Source organism: Ignavibacteria bacterium (assembly GCA_025612375.1).
In the GTDB taxonomy this organism is placed as follows: domain Bacteria; phylum Bacteroidota; class Ignavibacteria; order Ignavibacteriales; family SURF-24; genus JAAXKN01.
On sequence record JAAXKN010000018.1, the window covers coordinates 83,080 to 85,658 of the forward strand.

General features: G+C 40.9%; 4 protein-coding genes. 2 read left to right on the forward strand and 2 right to left on the reverse strand.

Annotation, left to right across the window (positions count from 1 at the left end; genetic code table 11):
- Positions 1 to 44: 44 nt before the first annotated feature.
- Both HF312_12185 and HF312_12190 read right to left on the reverse strand, forming a co-directional pair.
- Positions 45 to 650 (reverse strand): S24 family peptidase, encoded by a 606-nt coding sequence (locus HF312_12185; GenBank protein ID MCU7520968.1) that lies wholly within the window; start codon positions 648 to 650, stop codon positions 45 to 47.
- A gap of 92 nt (positions 651 to 742) precedes the next feature.
- Positions 743 to 1,030, reverse strand: a complete 288-nt coding sequence (locus HF312_12190) for a hypothetical protein (protein ID MCU7520969.1) — start codon at positions 1,028 to 1,030, stop codon at positions 743 to 745.
- A 434-nt stretch (positions 1,031 to 1,464) separates the two neighbouring features.
- Here HF312_12190 and HF312_12195 point away from each other — a divergent pair, with 434 nt between their 5' ends.
- A complete protein-coding gene (locus HF312_12195) occupies positions 1,465 to 2,034 on the forward strand; it encodes a hypothetical protein (protein ID MCU7520970.1) in 570 nt (189 codons plus the stop codon).
- A 41-nt stretch (positions 2,035 to 2,075) separates the two neighbouring features.
- Positions 2,076 to 2,444: a four helix bundle protein gene (locus HF312_12200; protein MCU7520971.1), complete on the forward strand. Its 369-nt coding sequence runs from the start codon at positions 2,076 to 2,078 to the stop codon at positions 2,442 to 2,444.
- The last annotated feature ends 135 nt before the right edge of the window (positions 2,445 to 2,579 follow it).

Here is a 2,579-nt window from a genome sequence, read left to right on the forward strand (position 1 = left end):
TGAGGTCCGGCGATGAGGGGCCGGACCTCGGATTAAATTTGGAATTAGAGTTCGCGGTCCTTGGTGCGGACCAGGAGGACTCTGTAGACGAATTCCACGTCTTCTTTTTTCACGTTTATTTCCGGGTAAGCGGGGTTCAGCGGTTTGAAGGTAAACTCGCCGTCATTTGCCATATAAATACGGACGAACTTCCTGCCGTTTTTAAGCATTACAAACACGATATCGCCATTCATCATTTTCTGTTCCATGTCGATGAATAGTATATCGCCGTCTGCAATAGCGCGTGCACTTTGTCCCTGCATGGAATCGCCCAAGGCAGTAATACAGAAGCAGAGTTCTTTTTTAGTATAGTGAAAAAACTGGTTATGGGCAGTATGAGTAATGAGAAAAGGGATGTTTGATTCTTCAATTTTCTGCATATCCAGGAGGGGGAAAAAGTGACCTTTTGCGCTAATTGCGTCCTCTTCATCTTCCCAGCCGCTGTCGTATCCTGTAAGGTCACGGATTTTATCGGCAATGAACTGTTTGACATTGCCATCGCCCCTGAGGTGGTACTCGAGTCCCTGCCGGGTCATTCCCAGTTCGCGAGCCAGGAACATTTTTGTATAGTTTTTGCGGTGCAAGAACTTCAGCACTTCTTCTTTTTTCATTTCGCTTCCCCTTGTTGCAAATATATTAAAAACTCTTTTACGGGTCCCTGACAATTTCAAAAAGAATACTAAAAATTAGGCAAACAGCTCCATTAGTCGGTAAAATAACAGTTTAGAGTTCTGTTGTCAAGCAAAATTTCATTTTGAACCGGCTGACGGGAAAAGGTTATATTCCGGCAGTAGTATATAGCACTTCCCTTCCAATCGTATCTGAAGACTTTTGTGCCGAAATAATCTTTGTTCTGCGACATTACGTCGACTTTTTCCTTCAGCCAGGAGGGGGTATCTCTTTCGTAGTTAAAAGGTTCTACAGAAGTTTCCTTTTTGCATCCCGTGATGCAGGCAAGCATTATCAGGGAAAGAAATAATATTCTAAGCATATTGCCCCTCATTAAGTTTATGGAGTTTTACAAAAGGCATGAATAAATTAACGAATTATTTTATAATTGTCATTAAAACAGCCCGCTTGCCCTGAATTCCCTTTTCCATTTTCCCTCTTAAATTCACACCCATTGAGATAATAAAAACCCAAAAATTCAAATATATTTTGAGCAACTGGGGTGTGCGTCACAGCATTGTTAATAAAGGGAGTTACAGGGGTGATAGAACTTGACAAAGGGTATAAATATCTCTTTATTAAATTAAAGGCGAAACATAATGGGACGTTGGAGCGCCGGCTCCGGTTGTTCCATGAAGGAGGGATAAAGGGAGAAGTGGGCATTTAAAGAGGGCATATGCCCATATCTCCCCTTCCGGCGGCAAGTCACACCGAGAAATAGGCAGAATTCTTCAACCAAAACGAGGGCATAATTTTATGGACTTAACGCCAAATTCTTTCCGCTCAAAAGTCGAACAGCCACGGAACAGAACCGGTAAGTCTAAGAATGAACCTGAGATGTCGGGCATTGTGGACCTGCTATTCAACATTTCATACAGTCACGCATTAATGAGGGATTATCCTGTAATATCTCTTTCGCATATACGCAAGGAACTGGATTGTTATTTAATAGATGACAAAGATATTATAGATGCCCTGGAGAGGCTGCATGAGAATGGGAATATATTCAGGTTATTCTACATGGAATCGGCGCGTCCGGTATATGTTTACGGGATAACGTCCAAGGGGTTCACGATTTTTCTGCGCAAGTATTATAAGAATTATATTGATGTGTTGAAGGGGCTGCTGGATTTAATAAAGCGTAAGATGAATGAAGGGGCAATTGAGGATCTGTATTCGGCCAATATTGCCAGGACTCTGAAGCAGCCGAAGCTGATGATAGACTACTTTTTGGAGAAGCTTCACAATGCCGGGAAGCTGAGGATTTCGCGTTATCCAAAGAACAGCTGGCAGATTAATGAAGTACTATACATGAGGAGAAAATAGGTTCGACGTTCGACGTTCAACGTTCGACGGTAAAACATAAGATGAAGATAGAAAGATTTGAAGATATAGAATCGTGGAAAGTGGCCAGAGAGCTTACACGACATGTGTACAGCCTTTGTAATAAGGGGCAGCTATCAAGAGACTATGGATTAAAAGACCAAGTTCAAAGAGCTTCAGTATCAATTATGGCTAATATTGCCGAAGGATTCGACAGCAATTCGAGTAAATCCTTTCTCAATTTTCTCAGTTATTCATTCCGTTCAGCTTCAGAAGTTCAGTCGTTGTTATATGTTATATTGGATCTGAATTACATTACCCCAAAAGAATTTGAAGACCTATATAATCAATCGACAAAGATAAAAAGTCTGATTATGGGACTGTCCAGGTATTTAAAAACCTTACCAGAATGATTTTCTACCGTCGAACGTCGAACGTTGAAGGTTGAACTATTTTTTGTTATAATATGGGAATTATTGTAGGATTAAACTTGAGAGATATGGAAAAAGTTGAAGTGCCGAAAATATCGACTATTGAAAAAGTTGAGG